Raw genomic sequence first — 16,603 nt, 5'->3', positions numbered from 1 at the left:
TCATAAATGAACCGATTGTTTAATATTAAAAGGCCTCTTCTGACTACTCTCGTAGTATTCGGTACTTTATTTTCGATAAGTTCTTGGGTGGTGATGTTAATCACTAACACCATCACCCAAGAGAAAAAACAGCTCGTCTCGCAAGTCGCCTTTACTCAAGCCAAAAACCTCGAAAAAGAGATTCACACAGCCCTTGTCGCTTCCACGCAAATTCTAGCCCTTGAAATCATTCACAATGATGGTAACACCGACGGCTTTACCACCTATGCGGCCGAAATCCTTTCATTCAGCGATCTCATTAGTAACCTTCAGCTCGCTCCTAACGGTATTATTGAGCAAATTTATCCTCTTGCGGGCAATGAACGAGCCATTGGCCACAACTTACTCAAAGATGATAAAAGATTAAAAGAAGCGAAAAGCGCCGTTCAATCCAAAAAACTCACTCTCGCAGGTCCATTTAAGCTCAAACAAGGGGGGATTGGTTTAGTTGCACGCAGACCGATATTTGTAGGCCCTGCGGACAAAAAGCAGTTCTGGGGCTTTGCTTCTGCATTAATCATGCTCGATAACCTTATCGCCAGTAGTGACCTTATTGAGCTCAGTAAAGACAGTCTGCAATTTCAATTATCGCGTATTCATCCAGATACAGGAGAAATTGAACAATTCTACGGTAAGGAGATGCCACTAGAATGGATTTCAGCATCCACCACCATTGATGTACCTAACAATCAATGGACACTGGTGATTGGATTAGAAAATTCTGATCGCTGGTTTGATTTACCGCTATTGAAAATGATCTCTGCCCTAATCATCTCTACGCTGTTAAGCCTGTTCTTTTACTACTATGCGACCATACCGAGTAAGCTGCAAAAAGCCATCGATAGAAAGACTGCGCAACTGAGAAAGTTAGCCAACACAGACATGCTAACCGGGTTAGACAATCGCCGTCGCTTTACTGAAGTTTTAGATAACCTAGTTCAAAATGCAGATACACCCACAGAGCACTATGCCTTGCTCTATTTGGACCTCGATAACTTTAAGCTTATTAACGATCAGTTTGGTCATCACACAGGGGATCAGGTACTTAGGGAAATTAGCATACGTTTAAATGAAGTCTTTGAGTCAGCGTTAACCATCACCCGTATTAGTGGCGATGAGTTTGCCGTTATTATTCCATTCCAAACTCACACGGATCTGGAACAGCTTGCTCAGCACGCGATAGACTCTCTCACTCTCCCGATCAATATCCTTGCAAAAAACCACTCAATTTCCGCCTCAATGGGCATAGTCGTGATCAATGAAGATGGTCAGAGCGCAACTGAGTTAATGCAAAATGTCGACTTTTCGATGTACCAAGCCAAACAAGCAGGACGTTGTCGGTACCAGTTTTTTGATCGCGATACTAAGCATATCGATGATGAACGGGTCGAGCTATTAAACGATCTAAAAAGCGCAATCCACAACCAAGAGTTTGTTCTCCACTATCAGCCGATTTACCAACTGACCGATCGCAGCGTTCATTGCTATGAAGCGCTAATCCGTTGGCAACATCCACGAAGAGGATTACTGACGCCAGCCCACTTTATTGAAGAAGCTGAAAAAAGCGATCTCATCAATCAAATTGGCTATTGTGTGCTTGAGTTAGCATGTCAGTTTATTGCCGATAACCGAACATCTCAGCCGATTATTTCGATCAACCTTTCAGCAAAGCAATTAACCGACCCAGAAATTTATCAACGTTTTGTCCAAACCATCGAAAAATACCAAATTTCACCGACGAACTTAAAGTTGGAGCTAACTGAAACGACGTTAATGATAAACCTATCACTAAGTTCACTTCTGCTGATGAAGTTTAAAAAGCTCGGCATATCGATCGCCATTGATGATTTTGGTACTGGATACTCTTCTCTAGCGGTATTAAAAGATTTGCCGGCGACCTTTATCAAAATTGATAAAACCTTTGTCGATCAGATTAATACCAGCCGAGGAGACTTAAAGGTAGTACAAAGTATTGTTGCATTAGCGCATCACCTAGAGATGAAGGTTGTGGCTGAAGGGATAGAGACGTATGAGCAAGAAAGTTTGCTCAGACAATTGAAATGCGATTTGGGGCAAGGCTTCCTGTTTGGCCGCCCTGCTCCACTCAACTTAAATCAAACGTGTCGAGAAACCAGTTAACCCTCAATCAGATTCTTGCCACCAATCGCAATCTTGCGTGGTTGCATCGCTTCTGGGATTTCGCGTTTTAGGTCAATGTGTAGTAGACCGTTTTCCATGCTTGCACCTACGACTTTTACGTAGTCAGCTAGCTGGAATTTACGTTCGAAATCACGCTCTGCGATACCTTGGTATACGTAGGTCTTTTCCGCTTCTGTTTTACGCTCACCCTTCACGATCAACATATTTTCTTTTTGAGTCAGATCGAGTTGGTCTTCAGCAAAGCCGGCAACTGCCATGGTAATACGGTAGTTGTTCTCATCTTTTTGCTCGATGTTGTACGGAGGGTAACCGCCAGAAGTGTTCTTCGAGGTGTTTGCTTCCATCATGTTGAATAGACGATCGAAGCCAATTGCGTTGCGGTAAAGTGGAGTGAAATCTACAGTTCTCATAATGCTATCCTTTTAGTAAGCAATAGTCTTAGTCGTGAGTTTGCGCGGATCTACCTTGTATAGATCGTTGCCGACTAAGGGACTCATTCACTATTCCTCTGGCTACCTCTGTTAGGTCTAAGCACGGGGACATAGCAACGAATCAAGTTTTAAATTGTGTGCCTCAAAGGTCATCCTCTCTTGAGCAATGCCTTGTCAGCGAGTCCAGAGGTTCTGTTTCTTCTCTTATGAGCAAGACAGCTTTCCTCTTCAACAATAGATATGTGGTTGGGAAAAATCAGTTTCAAGGGATAAAAGTAAAAAAGTTGCTAGTTTCGAGTGGCTAGTGGCTAGTGGCTAGATTAATACTAACTGGTTGTTTTAATTACCCTCCAATAAAAAAGCGCAAATCTTTCGATCTGCGCTTATTCTAGAGACTCGCTGCTAGTAGCTAGGAACGTTATACATCCAAATTAGCAACTTTCAGTGCATTCTCTTCAATGAAGTTACGACGCGGTTCAACTTGGTCACCCATTAGCGTGGTGAACAGTTGGTCAGCGCCTACTGCATCTTCAATCGTTACTTGCATCATGCGGCGAGTTTCTGGGTCCATCGTCGTTTCCCATAGCTGATCTGGGTTCATCTCACCTAGACCTTTGTAGCGCTGTAGGCTTAGACCACGACGAGACTCTTTAATTAGCCACTCTAGTGCATCAACAAAGCTTGCAACAGGCTGAGTACGCTCACCACGTTTGATGTAAGCACCCTCTTCCACTAGACCATCTAATGCTTCAGAAAGAGACGCTAGCTTGCCGTATTCTTTCGAGTTGATTAGGTCGATGCTCAGTGCATGCTCATGAGTCACACCGTGAGTACGAACGACAATCTTTGGTAGGCTTAAGCCTAGCTCAGCGTGTTGTTCTACTTCGAAACTGTATTGGCTTGCACCGACTTCTTTGGCATTTAATTGCTCAACAAGCTGCTTAGTCCAAGCTTCTACTGTTGATGCATCATGACACTGCTCAGCTGTTAGGCGTGGCGTGTAGATTAGCTCATGAATTAGCGCACGTGGGTAACGGCGGCTCATACGATCCACTAGCTTGATGCCTGCATTGTATTGCTGTACTAGCTTCTCTAGTGCTTCACCTGATAGCGCTGGCGCTTCTGGGTTAACGTGTAGAGCAGCATTATCTAGAGCAAGAGCCACTTGGTACTGGTTCATTGCATCTTCATCTTTGATGTACTGCTCTTGTTTACCTTTCTTCACTTTGTAAAGTGGTGGCTGAGCAATGTACACGTAGCCACGCTCAATAAGCTCTGGCATTTGACGGTAGAAGAAGGTCAATAGCAACGTACGGATGTGCGAACCATCGACATCGGCATCGGTCATGATGATGATATTGTGGTAACGCAGTTTGTCTGGGTTGTACTCGTCACGACCGATACCACAACCTAGTGCTGTGATAAGCGTTGCCACTTCCTGAGAAGACAGCATTTTGTCGAAACGTGCTTTTTCAACGTTAAGAATCTTACCTTTTAGCGGTAGGATTGCTTGGTTCTTACGGTTACGGCCTTGTTTTGCGGAGCCGCCTGCCGAATCACCCTCCACTATGTATAGTTCAGAGAGTGCCGGGTCTTTTTCCTGACAGTCAGCGAGTTTACCTGGTAGACCCGCTAAATCGAGCGCGCCTTTACGACGAGTCATTTCACGCGCTTTACGCGCTGCTTCACGAGCACGTGCTGCGTCGATAATCTTAGAACAAACCATCTTCGCTTCTGCCGGGTTCTCAACTAGGAACTCAGACAGTTTCTCACCCATTGCCGATTCAACCGCAGATTTCACTTCAGATGAAACCAGCTTGTCTTTTGTTTGGCTAGAGAACTTAGGATCTGGCACTTTCACCGAAACAACTGCCGTTAGACCTTCACGCGCATCATCACCTGATGTCGCAGTCTTCGCTTTCTTCGAGAAGCCTTCTTTGTCCATGAACGAATTCAAGGTACGAGTTAGAGCTGCACGGAAACCAGCAAGGTGAGTACCACCATCACGTTGAGGGATGTTGTTAGTGAAACAGTAGATGTTTTCTTGGAAACCATCGTTCCACTGCATCGCTACTTCAACTGAAATACCATCTTCACGTTCGAAATCGAAGTGGAAGATTTTCTCGATGATAGGTGTTTTGTTGGTGTTTAGGTGATCAACGAACGCCTGGATACCACCTTCAAACATGAAGTGGTCGCTCTTGTCTTCTTCACGCTCGTCTTTAAGCTTGATAGAAACACCAGAGTTTAGGAATGATAGCTCACGTAGACGTTTTGCTAGGATATCGTAGTGGAATTCAGTGTTAGTGAACGTCTCGCCACTTGGCCAGAAACGTATTTGAGTACCAGTTTTATCCGTATCACCCACCACAGCTAGTGGCGCTTGAGGCTCACCGTGATGGTAAGTTTGGCTATGGATATGACCACCACGATGGATAGTTAGCGTCACTTTTTCTGATAGTGCGTTTACTACCGAAACACCAACACCGTGTAGACCACCCGATACCTTGTATGAGTTGTCATCGAACTTACCACCAGCGTGAAGTACCGTCATGATAACTTCTGCAGCTGATACTTTCTCTTCTGGGTGCATTTCCGTTGGGATACCACGGCCGTCATCGCTCACAGAAACTGAGTTGTCCTCATGAATTGTCACAATGATGTCTTTACAGTGACCTGCCAACGCTTCATCAATTGAGTTATCCACCACCTCGAAAACCATGTGGTGCAGACCGGTACCATCATCCGTGTCGCCGATGTACATACCAGGGCGCTTACGTACTGCGTCCAGACCTTTTAGTACTTTAATACTCGATGAATCGTAATTTTCAGACATGAGTTATCTTCCGCTATATATTTTGCTCTATTGTGCCATGTTCCACATGGAACATCCTGCCATTTTCATCTCGCATATCTGCAATCTGACTGTCAGTAATAGAACTTACAAAAACTTGAGCCCCCGTCTCTTTCAAGCAATCAGCAAGACGCTTGCGACGTTGGCTATCTAATTCAGATGCAAAGTCATCAATTAAGTAGATACATTGCTTGCCAGTCATTTCAGTCAGGTGTTGCCCCTGCGCAACCCGCAGTGCACACACCATCAACTTTAACTGGCCTCGTGACAACACGTCCTCTACGGGAGTGCCATTCACTTTGATGCGTAAATCGGCTTTATTTGGCCCACTAAAGGTGTAACCAAGCGCCTGATCACGCTCAAAATTCTTTTCTAGTATTTCTTGATATGGGGTCTCTTTGTCCCAACCACGATAATACTTTAATTGGATATCAAATTCTGGCAAAAACTCTTGGCAGATCTGCTCCGCTTTGATTTTCATCTGCTCAACGTAGGTTGCTCGCCACTGACTGATGTTTTCAGCCAATCTTGCCATCTCCTGATCCCAATAGCTGAGCTCTCGATAGCTGGTGGCGGTTTTCAACAAAGCATTGCGTTGCTTGTTAAGGCGTTTAAATCGCCCCCACGCATCATAAAAAGCCGACTCAGTGTGAAACACACCCCAGTCAATAAATGCGCGGCGATGTTTCGGTCCGTCCGTTAGTAGATCAAACCCTTCCGGATGAATCAACTGCAAAGGTAAGACTTGGGCCAGTTGTGCCAACTTTTGTCCAGATTGACCGCCTATTTTAACCTCTGTTGAGCCGTCACGCTGCTTATTAATGCCAATTGGTAGCTCAAATTGATCCGAGTTCAAAAAACGACCGTGAACAAACAGTTCATTACAGTCATTTTGAATCACTCTTCCGGTCAATGAGCTTTTAAACGAGCGACCATGACCAAGTAGATAGATGGCTTCTAAGACACTGGTTTTGCCACTGCCATTCGGCCCAATAAGAAAGTTAAAGCCTGCTGACAGGTTAATGTCACAGGCTTCGATGTTTCTAAATTGTTTTATGATGAGGCGAGAAAGCGGCATGCTAGAGTCGAATCGGCATTACCACGTACATGGCGCTGTCGTCGGCAGCATTCTCAATCAGCGCACTGGCGTTGGCATCAGACATGGATACTCGAACCGTTTCACAGCGCAATGTATTGAGCACATCCAATACGTAGCTGACGTTGAAGCCAATCTCAATTGGCTCACCGTCAAAGCTAACGTCAAGCATCTCTTCCGCTTCTTCTTGCTCTGGGTTATTGGCGGTAATGCGCATTTCAGTATCCGCCAGGTTCACGCGAACACCACGGAACTTCTCGTTGGATAGAATCGCAGCACGCGAGAAAGCTTGGCGCAGCTCATCACAGCCCGCTTCTAGCGTTTTACTGGTACTTTGCGGCATTACGCGGCGGTAGTCAGGGAAACGACCGTCCACCAGCTTAGACGTAAACACATAGTTGTTTACTTCAGCACGTACGTTTGAACTACCAATCTGCAGTACAACCGGCTGTTCTGGCGCATCAAGTAGCTTAACCAGCTCAAGCACACCTTTACGCGGCACGATGATTTGCTTTTGCGCAAAATCAGCACCCAGCTGAGTTTGAGATACCGCCATACGGTGACCATCAGTCGCTACGCTACGCAGTGTCGTGCCTTCGATTTCAAACAGCATACCGTTGAGGTAGTAACGTACATCTTGGTTTGCCATAGAGAACTGTGTTTTTTCCACTAAGCCACGCAGCTCAGCTTGAGTCAACGAAACTTCAACTTCACTCTGCCAATCTTCGATGTTAGGAAAATCATTAGCAGGTAATGTTGATAGTGAGAAACGGCTACGACCAGAACGGACTTGCACGCGATCACCTTCTAAGACGAAAGTAATCACAGAGTCGTCCGGTAAGCCGCGACAAATATCGAGGAACTTACGTGAAGGGACAGTAATGCTGCCGGCTTCAAATTCGCCTTCCAAAGTGACACGACTAATCAGCTCAACTTCTAAGTCTGTTGCCGTCATCGATAGCACGTTGTCTTCTACTTTGAGTAATAGATTGCCTAGAATTGGCAAAGTAGGACGACCACCTAGTGCACCTGACACTTGTTGAAGGGGTTTAAGCAGGTGGCTACGCTCAATGGAAAATTTCATAGGATGCTCTTATCCGAATTCGTTATTGTTGCTCGATGCTTAGAATACTGTGAATCAAGAAATAGTGCGAATTAAGAAGATAATGTACGAATCAGGTTCGAGTAATCTTCTTTAATATCGTGGCTCTCTTCACGCAGCTGTTCAATCTTACGGCAAGCGTGCAGAACCGTCGTATGGTCACGACCACCGAATGCATCACCGATTTCCGGTAAGCTGTGGTTGGTAAGCTCTTTCGCCAAAGCCATCGCCAGCTGACGCGGACGCGCCACCGAGCGTGAACGACGCTTAGACAGTAAGTCAGCGACTTTAATCTTGTAGTATTCCGCCACTGTCTTTTGGATATTATCGATGGTGACCAACTTCTCTTGCAGAGCCAGCAAGTCACGCAGCGCTTCACGCACAAAATCAATCGTGATTGGACGACCAGTGAAGTTGGCATTAGCAATAACGCGGTTTAGTGCCCCTTCTAGCTCACGAACGTTAGAACGCAGACGCTTAGCAATAAAGAACGCCACTTCATCCGCAAGATGGATTTGGTGGTCTTCGGCTTTTTTCATCAAGATCGCGACGCGAGTTTCAAGCTCAGGTGGCTCGATCGCAACGGTTAGACCCCAACCAAAACGAGATTTAAGGCGATCTTCTACGCCACTGATCTCTTTTGGATAGCGATCCGATGTCAGGATGATCTGTTGATTGCCTTCAAGCAAAGCGTTGAATGTGTGGAAGAATTCTTCCTGTGAACGCTCTTTATTGGCGAAGAATTGAATATCATCGATAAGCAGTGCATCAACACTACGGTAGTAACGTTTAAACTCTTCAATCGCGTTATTTTGCAGCGCTTTTACCATGTCTTGCACGAAACGCTCAGAGTGCATATAAACCACTTTCGCGTTTGGCTTATTATCAACAATGGCATTACCCACCGCATGCAGAAGGTGCGTCTTACCAAGGCCTGTACCACCGTATAGGAACAGCGGGTTATAAGCAGAGCCTGGGTTATCAGAAACTTGACGCGCCGCAGCCAAACCGAGTTGGTTTGACTTACCTTCAACGAAGTTAGTGAATTTGTGTTTCGGGTTTACATTCGAGCGGTGATTGATGTCAGCGATCGCTTGCGCATCATCATCCCAAGTTTTATGTACTGGTTTACGTGCTTGTAGCTGCGCTGGCGCTGAAGATTCAGCGGCCACATCGGCTGGAGTACGTTTCGGCACAGGCTTTGGCGCCGCAACAGGACGACTGCCAACTTCAAAACGCAAGCTCGGTACGTCATTACCGCAATACTCTTGCAGCAGACGATTGATGCTATTTAGGTATTTATCGCGAACCCAGTCCAAAACAAAACGGTTTGGGGCAAATAAAGTGAGCGTATTGTCATTGAGCTCTGCTTGTAACGGACGAACCCACATGCTGAATTCCGTTGCTGGTAGCTCTTCTTGAAGCTGTTGCAAACATTGCAACCAAAGCGAAGATGACACGGTGCCCCCACTCGAAAGTAATTGATCTGAAAAGATTGGCAATTTTACCTGTTGATAACCAAGATCGCCAGCAAATGATCGACGATCCAGTGAATAAGATCTAAGTTATTCACAATATTTTCGACATTATTCGCTGGATCCCCACATCCTGCCCCATTTTTACTCACACTTTGATCCACAAAGTGGTCAAATCCCGGTGATCTTTCATCTGGTGATAACTCTGTGAATGAATAGTTTTTCACAGCCCTATTTCGTCTTTCTCGCGCTGGATTCGTCTAACCTGTTGCGAGTGACTATTTCTCCACCTTATTACTCTACTGTCTAGGTTATTGCTCTTGGTTATTTATCTAATTAAGTAAAGAGACAGTAGTATTTATCCCCATAATTATATGGAGTTGTACTATGAAAAACTGGATTAAGGCTGCAGTTGCAGCAATCGCGCTTTCTGCTGCTACTGTTCAAGCGGCAACTGAAGTTAAAGTCGGCATGTCTGGCCGCTACTTCCCATTCACTTTCGTTCAGCAAGACAAGCTACAAGGCTTTGAAGTTGACCTATGGGATGAGATAGGCAAGCGTAATGACTACCAAGTAGAATACGTGACTGCAAACTTTTCTGGTTTATTTGGTCTGCTAGAAACAGGTCGTATTGATACCATTTCAAACCAAATCACGATGACGGATGCACGTAAGGCAAAATACCTATTTGCTGACCCATACGTGGTAGATGGCGCGCAAATCACGGTTCGCAAAGGCAATGACAGCATCCAAGGTGTTGAAGATCTAGCCGGTAAAACGGTTGCCGTTAACCTAGGTTCTAACTTTGAGCAGCTACTGCGTGACTACGATAAAGATGGCAAGATCAATATCAAGACTTACGATACTGGTATCGAGCACGATGTTGCACTTGGCCGCGCTGACGCATTTGTGATGGATCGCCTGTCAGCACTTGAGCTGATCAAAAAAACAGGTCTGCCACTACAGCTAGCAGGTCAGCCATTTGAAACGATTCAAAACGCATGGCCATTTGTTGATAACGACAATGGTAAGAAACTGCAAGCGGAAGTAAACCAAGCACTTGCGGCAATGCGCGCTGATGGTACGCTAGCAAAAATCTCTCAAAAGTGGTTTGGTGCTGATATTACCAAATAAGCTGAGATTCGATTTCTAGCCAACTGAATAAGTGTTGGCTAGCCTTTAACCCACTGCTTTCCTTCCTTTGCAGTGGGTTTTGTTTTTTATTTTTGTGATTTATTTTGGGACACGTTATGGGATTCGATTTTAATTACATGCTGGATCTGATGCCGATACTGCTTAAGTATCTTGGCACAACCATGGAAATGGCGACGTGGGGTTTAATCTTTTCGCTGATTTTATCCGTCATTTTGGCGAATATTCGTGTATTTCGCGTCCCAGTTCTCGATCAACTTAGCCAGCTCTACATCAGCTTTTTCCGTGGTACGCCGCTGCTGGTGCAACTGTTCCTGCTTTATTATGGCTTACCGCAAATCTTCCCGTTCTTAGTCGGTCTTGATGCTTTCGGCGCTGCGGTCATCGGTCTGACATTGCACTTTGCCGCTTATATGGCAGAAAGTATTCGCGCCGCGATTATCGGTGTTGATCGTAGCCAAATGGAAGCGAGTCTTTCCGTAGGCATGACCACGCCTCAGGCAATGCGCCGAGTGATTTTACCCCAAGCCACCCGTGTCGCTCTGCCTTCGTTGATGAATTACTTTATCGATATGATTAAGTCGACCTCTTTGGCCTTTACCTTAGGCGTGGCTGAAATCATGGCCAAAGCACAAATGGAGGCTTCTTCAAGCTTTCGCTTCTTTGAAGCTTTCCTCGCCGTCGCCCTCATCTACTGGGGTGTCGTGGTAATCCTAACCCGCGTGCAAATTTGGGCAGAAGCAAAACTGAATAAGGCGTATGTACGATGATCAAGTTAGACAATATTCATAAGCGCTTTGGCGATACTGAAGTGTTAAAAGGGATCGACTTGGAAATTAACCAAGGTGAGATCATCGTTATCATTGGCTCTAGCGGTACCGGTAAATCCACCCTACTGCGCACGGTCAACTTTCTTGAAAGTGCCGATAAAGGTGTGATTACCATTGATGATGTCAGCGTCGATAGTGAAAAACACTCAAAAGCAGAAGTGCTCGCCCTGCGTCGTAAAACAGGCTTTGTTTTCCAGAACTATGCCCTTTTTGCTCATATGACAGCACGACAAAATATTGCCGAAGGTTTGATTACCGTGCGTGGCTGGAAAAAATCGGACGCTCTAACTCGCGCTCAAGAGATTCTTGATGATATTGGCTTAGGCGATAAAGGCGAAAGTTATCCAGCGGCACTGTCTGGTGGCCAACAGCAACGTGTGGGTATCGGACGCGCCATGGCATTGCAACCTGAGCTGCTGCTTTTTGATGAGCCGACATCGGCACTCGATCCTGAATGGGTTGGGGAAGTTCTTAATTTAATGAAGGACTTAGCAACAAAACATCAGACCATGCTGGTGGTCACACATGAAATGCAATTTGCTAGAGAGGTCGCCGATCGGGTGATCTTTATGGCTGAAGGCAATATTGTTGAGCAAGGTTCTCCACAGGATATCTTTGGTAATCCACAAGATCCTCGCTTACAAAAATTCCTTCGACAAGTTGGTGCTGAATAAAGATCGCATCAGAGGATCGTTTGATCCTTGAGATTTTGCTCACACTACGTATAATCGCTCGGCCGGAATTTAGCGCTTGCACAAAGATTGACACTTTGTGTGACTGTGATTACAATTCCGCCTCTTTGTTGAGAGGCGTCGGTTTTGTCCTCTTTATATATAAAGAAGACGTTACTACCCACGCCGGGTTAACATTGACCTAAAACTACTGATCAGTAAAGGTATTTATCATGAAACGCACTTTTCAACCTTCAGTTCTAAAGCGCAAGCGTACTCACGGTTTCCGTGCACGTATGGCTACTAAGAACGGTCGTGCAACAATCAACGCACGTCGCGCTAAAGGCCGTAAGCGTCTTTCTAAGTAATCTTCGATTATTTTGAATACGTACGCGTTCAATCGGGAGTTACGCTTGTTAACTCCCGAGCATTATCAAAATGTCTTCCAGCAAGCTCATCGAGCTGGCTCACCTCATTTCACCATCATTGCCCGTAAAAATAGCCTATCTCATCCTCGACTAGGTTTAGCCGTTCCTAAAAAGCAGATTAAAACCGCCGTTGGTCGCAATCGTTTTAAACGCCTTGCTCGTGAAAGCTTTCGTAACAATCAACATCAACTTGCACACAAAGATTATGTTGTTATTGCTAAGAAAACCGCGCAAGATTTAAGCAATGAAGAAATATTCAAATTGTTTGATAAATTATGGCAGCGCCTGTCTCGCCCTTCACGTGGGTAGCAATCGGCATAGTTCGATTTTACCAAGGCTTTATTAGTCCAATTCTTGGACCACGTTGTCGTTTTTCCCCAACTTGCTCTACTTATGCCCTAGAAGCGTTGAAAGCTCACGGTTTTGTAAAAGGGTGTTGGTTATCAAGCAAACGTCTATTAAAATGCAACCCTTTAAATAAGAAGGGTTGGACATACGATCCCGTACCACCAGTCCAACAACAAGACAGAGATAAATAACGATGGATTCTCAACGTAATATCCTGTTAATCGCGCTAGCACTGGTTTCTTTCCTATTGTTCCAGCAATGGCAAGTTGCAAAGAATCCAACGCCTCAGCCGGTTGAGCAGGCTCAATCAAGCAGTACTCTACCTGCACCATCATTTGCCGACGAGCTAGACCCTGCGCCAGCGCAGCAACAAGCTTCAGCAAAAACTATTACCGTCACAACTGATGTATTGACTCTGTCGATTGATACGGTTGGTGGTGATGTAATTAATGCAGACCTAAACCAATACTCAAACGAGCTTGATTCAGAAGACCCATTTGTTCTACTTAAGAACGAAGCTGGTCATCAGTTCATTGCTCAGAGTGGCCTTGTTGGTCCTCAAGGTATCGACCTAAGCAGTACAAACCGTCCAGCTTACTCTGTAAGCGCAGACAGCTTTACGCTTGCAGATGGCCAAGATGAACTACGCATTCCAATGACGTTCACGGCTAACGGTCTTGAGTACACTAAGACATTCGTGATGAAACGCGGCAGCTACGCTGTCGACGTTGAATACGACATCGTAAACAAATCTGGTAACAACGCGACATTTGGTATGTACGCTCACCTACGTCAAAACCTTCTTGACGCTGGTGGTAGCATCACAATGCCAACTTACCGCGGTGGTGCATATTCTACTGAAGATACTCGTTACAAAAAGTACAGCTTCGAAGATATGCAAGATCGTAACCTGTCTCTAAACCTGGCTAACGGCCAAGGTTGGGCAGCGATGATCCAGCACTACTTTGCTTCTGCATGGATCCCACGCAACGAGCCTGGTGCAAACCTATACACTCGCGTGATCGGCAATCTAGGTGATATTGGTGTTCGCATGCCAAACAAGACCATTGCTGACGGCGACAGTGCAAAATTCCAAGCAACGCTTTGGGTTGGTCCTAAACTACAAGACCAAATGGCTGAAGTAGCGCCAAACCTAGATCTAGTAGTCGACTACGGTTGGTTATGGTTTATCGCAAAACCACTGCACACACTACTGTCATTTATCCAAAGCTTTGTGGGTAACTGGGGTGTGGCAATCATCTGTTTGACCTTCATCGTCCGTGGTGCAATGTACCCACTAACGAAAGCGCAATACACGTCTATGGCGAAAATGCGTATGCTGCAGCCAAAACTGCAAGCAATGCGTGAGCGTATCGGAGATGACCGTCAGCGTATGAGCCAAGAGATGATGGAGCTGTACAAGAAAGAGAAAGTGAACCCACTCGGTGGCTGTCTTCCTCTTGTCCTACAGATGCCAATCTTCATCGCACTGTACTGGGCACTGATGGAGTCGGTAGAACTGCGTCACTCACCATTCTTTGGTTGGATTCATGACCTTTCAGCGCAAGACCCTTACTACATCTTGCCACTACTGATGGGTGCTTCAATGTTCCTAATTCAGAAGATGAGCCCAACAACAGTAACGGATCCAATGCAGCAGAAGATCATGACCTTTATGCCGGTTATGTTTACCTTCTTCTTCCTGTTCTTCCCATCAGGTCTGGTTCTATACTGGCTAGTATCGAACGTAGTAACACTGATTCAACAGTCGCTGATTTACAAAGCGCTGGAGAAAAAAGGCTTACACTCTAAGTAACCTTTAAGCGGAAATAGCAAGAAAGGCGGCCTAAGGGTCGCCTTTTTTATTTGAGCTGATTACAATTCATCACATTACTTATTTGCCACGATATGGCACCAAGAATAGACAGGCACTACTATGACAACTGATACCATTGTTGCACAGGCAACCGCCCCAGGACGTGGTGGCGTGGGCATTATCCGCGTATCTGGCCCGCTCGCCGCGAAAGTCGCACTCGAAGTGACAGGTAAAGAGCTGCGCCCACGTTATGCTGAGTACCTGCCATTTACCGCAGAAGATGGCACCCAACTCGACCAAGGTATCGCACTCTACTTCCCTAACCCACACTCTTTTACTGGGGAAGATGTCCTTGAGCTACAAGGTCATGGTGGCCCCGTTGTCATGGACATGCTGATTAAGCGTATCCTTAAAATTTCTGGCATTCGCACCGCGCGTCCAGGTGAATTCTCTGAGCGAGCATTCTTAAACGATAAGCTCGATCTAGCCCAAGCAGAGGCGATTGCCGACCTTATTGATGCCAGTTCAGAAGAGGCAGCAAAGTCTGCACTACAATCGCTTCAAGGTGCCTTCTCAGGCCGAATCAATACCTTGGTTGAATCGCTGATTCATCTGCGCATTTATGTCGAAGCCGCTATCGACTTCCCAGAAGAAGAAATCGACTTTCTCGCCGATGGCAAAGTCGCGGCGGATCTACAAACCATCATTGATAACCTTGCGGCTGTCCGACAAGAAGCGAATCAAGGCGCAATTATGCGTGAAGGAATGAAGGTGGTCATTGCGGGCCGACCAAACGCAGGAAAATCGAGCCTACTCAATGCACTGTCAGGCAAAGAGTCTGCAATTGTGACCGATATTGCCGGCACCACGCGCGATGTTCTGCGCGAACATATCCATATTGATGGTATGCCACTGCATATTATCGATACCGCAGGCCTGCGCGATGCGTCAGATGAAGTTGAAAAAATCGGTATTGAACGAGCATGGGATGAGATCGCCCAAGCTGACCGTGTGCTGTTTATGGTTGATGGCACCACTACAGGTGCTACTGACCCTAAAGAGATCTGGCCAGACTTTGTTGATCGTCTACCCGATAATATTGGCATGACAGTGATCCGTAACAAAGCCGATCAAACCAATGAAGATCTCGGCATTTGTCACGTCAATGATCCTACTCTAATTCGCCTCTCTGCTAAGACAGGTCAAGGGGTTGAAGCACTGAGAACGCACCTTAAAGAGTGCATGGGCTTTGCTGGTGGCCATGAAGGTGGCTTTATGGCACGTCGACGTCATTTAGAAGCTCTTGAAAGCGCATCTGAGCACCTCGACATCGGCCAACAACAGCTTGAGGGCTATATGGCGGGCGAGATACTTGCCGAAGAGCTACGTATCGCTCAGCAGCATCTGAGTGAAATCACCGGCGAGTTTAGTTCCGACGATTTGCTCGGCAGAATCTTTACTTCATTCTGTATTGGTAAATAACCTTAAACGCGGCCTAGTGGCCGCGTTTTTTATGCAAAAAGGAATAGAAATGATCCACATTATTACCGGCAGTACGCTGGGTGGCGCTGAATATGTTGGCGATCACTTGAGTGACCTACTGATTGAAAAAGGCCTCGAAACAACCATTCATAACCAACCTGAGCTTGCTGATGTCGCAACACAAGGCATCTGGTTACTGATCACATCAACACACGGCGCGGGTGAGTACCCGGACAATATCCAACCATTTATTGAGTCTCTGCGAGCCACGCCGCCAAAAATGAGCGATGTGAAATACGCGACGATCGCCATAGGGGATTCTAGTTATGATACCTTTTGCGCAGCCGGTTTACACGCTCATGAGCTGCTTGCTGACATCGGTGGTACAGCACTAGCTGACTGTTTTACTATCGACGTTCTTAGCCATGACGTTCCTGAAGATGCTGCTGAAGAGTGGCTAAATGCACATATTCACCTCTTTCAAGCCTAATTTAAATGGCCGTACTAACGGCCATTTTCCTCTTCTCCCCCCCAATGTGAATAACTTTTCTCACTTCCCGACAAACTGTTTGCTCATTATTCAACCAAACGAGCTGTGGATAAACCATGATCTATCCGGTGATTAACCTATAGTTATCCAAAGAATAACTTAGATCCTTTTTTACCCCTGTGCATAACTAGCCATTTTGATCCCAGCTAATCCTCGATCTGATCAAAGC

General features: G+C 45.8%; 15 protein-coding genes. 10 read left to right on the top strand and 5 right to left on the bottom strand.

What is annotated here, in order from left to right; genetic code table 11:
• Window positions 1-93 precede the first annotated feature (93 nt).
• Window positions 94-2,178, top strand: a complete 2,085-nt coding sequence (locus tag ACHUFZ_RS18810) for a bifunctional diguanylate cyclase/phosphodiesterase (RefSeq protein WP_394128334.1) — start codon at window positions 94-96, stop codon at window positions 2,176-2,178.
• Here the strand turns inward: ACHUFZ_RS18810 and ACHUFZ_RS18805 are convergent.
• The 5 genes from ACHUFZ_RS18805 to dnaA all read right to left on the bottom strand — a co-directional run bounded on the left by ACHUFZ_RS18805 (window position 2,175) and on the right by dnaA (window position 9,142).
• Entirely contained in the window at window positions 2,175-2,609 is a 435-nt protein-coding gene (locus ACHUFZ_RS18805) for an Hsp20 family protein (RefSeq protein ID WP_394128333.1), read from the bottom strand. The genes ACHUFZ_RS18810 and ACHUFZ_RS18805 overlap by 4 nt on opposite strands.
• Before the next feature lie 439 nt (window positions 2,610-3,048).
• On the bottom strand, window positions 3,049-5,466 hold the full coding sequence (gene gyrB / locus ACHUFZ_RS18800) for a DNA topoisomerase (ATP-hydrolyzing) subunit B (protein ID WP_394128332.1): 2,418 nt from the start codon (window positions 5,464-5,466) through the stop codon (window positions 3,049-3,051).
• A gap of 13 nt (window positions 5,467-5,479) precedes the next feature.
• Complete coding sequence (gene recF / locus ACHUFZ_RS18795) at window positions 5,480-6,562, bottom strand: DNA replication/repair protein RecF (RefSeq protein WP_394128331.1); 1,083 nt, start codon at window positions 6,560-6,562, stop codon at window positions 5,480-5,482.
• Window position 6,563: 1 nt separating this feature from the next.
• Window positions 6,564-7,664, bottom strand: coding sequence for a DNA polymerase III subunit beta (gene dnaN, locus ACHUFZ_RS18790; RefSeq protein ID WP_394128330.1), 1,101 nt, complete (start codon window positions 7,662-7,664; stop codon window positions 6,564-6,566).
• Between the two features lie 71 nt (window positions 7,665-7,735).
• Window positions 7,736-9,142: a chromosomal replication initiator protein DnaA gene (dnaA, locus tag ACHUFZ_RS18785; protein ID WP_134836161.1), complete on the bottom strand. Its 1,407-nt coding sequence runs from the start codon at window positions 9,140-9,142 to the stop codon at window positions 7,736-7,738.
• A 402-nt stretch (window positions 9,143-9,544) separates the two neighbouring features.
• Here dnaA and ACHUFZ_RS18780 point away from each other — a divergent pair, with 402 nt between their 5' ends.
• The 9 genes from ACHUFZ_RS18780 (at window position 9,545) to mioC (ending at window position 16,374) form a co-directional block, all read left to right on the top strand.
• On the top strand, window positions 9,545-10,291 hold the full coding sequence (locus ACHUFZ_RS18780; RefSeq protein WP_134836159.1) for an amino acid ABC transporter substrate-binding protein: 747 nt from the start codon (window positions 9,545-9,547) through the stop codon (window positions 10,289-10,291).
• Window positions 10,292-10,407: 116 nt separating this feature from the next.
• Window positions 10,408-11,079, top strand: a complete 672-nt coding sequence (locus ACHUFZ_RS18775) for an amino acid ABC transporter permease (RefSeq protein ID WP_394128329.1) — start codon at window positions 10,408-10,410, stop codon at window positions 11,077-11,079.
• Window positions 11,076-11,813 carry an amino acid ABC transporter ATP-binding protein gene (locus ACHUFZ_RS18770; RefSeq protein WP_053440003.1) on the top strand — a complete coding sequence of 246 codons (738 nt, stop codon included), beginning with the start codon at window positions 11,076-11,078 and terminating at the stop codon, window positions 11,811-11,813. Before ACHUFZ_RS18775 ends, ACHUFZ_RS18770 begins: the two co-directional genes overlap by 4 nt.
• 230 nt (window positions 11,814-12,043) lie before the next feature.
• Window positions 12,044-12,178, top strand: coding sequence for a 50S ribosomal protein L34 (rpmH, locus tag ACHUFZ_RS18765; protein WP_004411068.1), 135 nt, complete (start codon window positions 12,044-12,046; stop codon window positions 12,176-12,178).
• 45 nt (window positions 12,179-12,223) lie between these two features.
• Entirely contained in the window at window positions 12,224-12,547 is a 324-nt protein-coding gene (gene rnpA, locus ACHUFZ_RS18760; protein WP_004411073.1) for a ribonuclease P protein component, read from the top strand.
• Entirely contained in the window at window positions 12,514-12,777 is a 264-nt protein-coding gene (gene yidD, locus ACHUFZ_RS18755; RefSeq protein WP_134836157.1) for a membrane protein insertion efficiency factor YidD, read from the top strand. Before rnpA ends, yidD begins: the two co-directional genes overlap by 34 nt.
• Before the next feature lie 2 nt (window positions 12,778-12,779).
• The gene (yidC, locus tag ACHUFZ_RS18750; RefSeq protein ID WP_134836156.1) at window positions 12,780-14,402 is read left to right on the top strand and encodes a membrane protein insertase YidC; all 1,623 of its coding nucleotides are present in this window, start codon (window positions 12,780-12,782) and stop codon (window positions 14,400-14,402) included.
• Window positions 14,403-14,522: 120 nt separating this feature from the next.
• Window positions 14,523-15,884, top strand: coding sequence for a tRNA uridine-5-carboxymethylaminomethyl(34) synthesis GTPase MnmE (gene mnmE / locus ACHUFZ_RS18745; RefSeq protein WP_394128328.1), 1,362 nt, complete (start codon window positions 14,523-14,525; stop codon window positions 15,882-15,884).
• Between the two features lie 49 nt (window positions 15,885-15,933).
• The gene (mioC, locus tag ACHUFZ_RS18740) at window positions 15,934-16,374 is read left to right on the top strand and encodes an FMN-binding protein MioC (protein WP_394128327.1); all 441 of its coding nucleotides are present in this window, start codon (window positions 15,934-15,936) and stop codon (window positions 16,372-16,374) included.
• Window positions 16,375-16,603: the final 229 nt, after the last annotated feature.

This window comes from Vibrio hepatarius, assembly GCF_043642085.1.
GTDB classification, from domain to species: Bacteria; Pseudomonadota; Gammaproteobacteria; order Enterobacterales; family Vibrionaceae; genus Vibrio; species Vibrio hepatarius_C.
Note: the sequence above shows the minus strand (reverse complement) of the source record. Positions and strands in the feature narration are given on the sequence as shown.